Below are 716 nucleotides of genomic sequence, written 5' to 3'. Positions count from 1 at the left end.
AGGATTTAAAAACATTCGGTCTTCCATTTGAACGAGTGAATTCATTTTAGCGTTAATGGCCTTGTCCAGATTTAACAGCCCCGATACAGACAGGACGTATTCTATCTTTTCAAACATTTTTTCCGCTCGTCTTGTTCCGTACTTTTCAGCCAGCGCCTCGACGGCTGCCAGTCCTTCATCGGGAGTAAACCCTACCGTTCTTATTTTTTCCCGATGATGCAATAAATCCAAATATTCCGAAAAAGTAACACAGTATCTGGCCATCATTCCCACGTCAGCCGAGCTTACAAAATCGATATTTTTATATAATTTTACTATCTCTTTCCACTTTTTATGGGCCTCTTTATCCGCCCGAACATAGCTCGGACAGACCAATTTTTTATCGCCCAATTTCACTTCCGACTGCTGCCTTTTTTCTATCTCAGCCGCAGTAAGATGCCGTTTGTTCCCCTTCATGAGATGAAGAGCAACAGGCACCGCGGGTCTTCCTCTTGGCATACTATTACCTCCGTTATCCCGTAAGGGGAATTTCACGAACTTTTTAAGAAGAAGAGGCCAAAACGGTCCGGCGTTTTAAGGTAAAAACTTTTTTGACCGGGGGGCCTTTTCTCATTCTCATTTAAAATTACATTTTCTCAATTACGAGAGCAGTGGCCAAAGCCGCCGTCTTCTCTAGCGGTCTTACGATTGTGGCACACGTGATTCATGGCTTGCCA

Annotated in this window: 1 protein-coding gene; it reads right to left on the bottom strand. The window is 43.7% G+C overall.

What is annotated here, in order from left to right:
• Positions 1-498: P27 family phage terminase small subunit (locus tag HMPREF9429_RS03100; RefSeq protein WP_006941547.1), on the bottom strand; the 498-nt coding region annotated here is incomplete at its 3' end.
• Positions 499-716 lie beyond the last annotated feature (218 nt).

It is taken from the genome of Megasphaera micronuciformis F0359 (assembly GCF_000165735.1).
GTDB lineage: Bacteria > Bacillota > Negativicutes > Veillonellales > Megasphaeraceae > Megasphaera > Megasphaera micronuciformis.
This window is presented reverse-complemented; position numbering and strand designations above follow the sequence as displayed.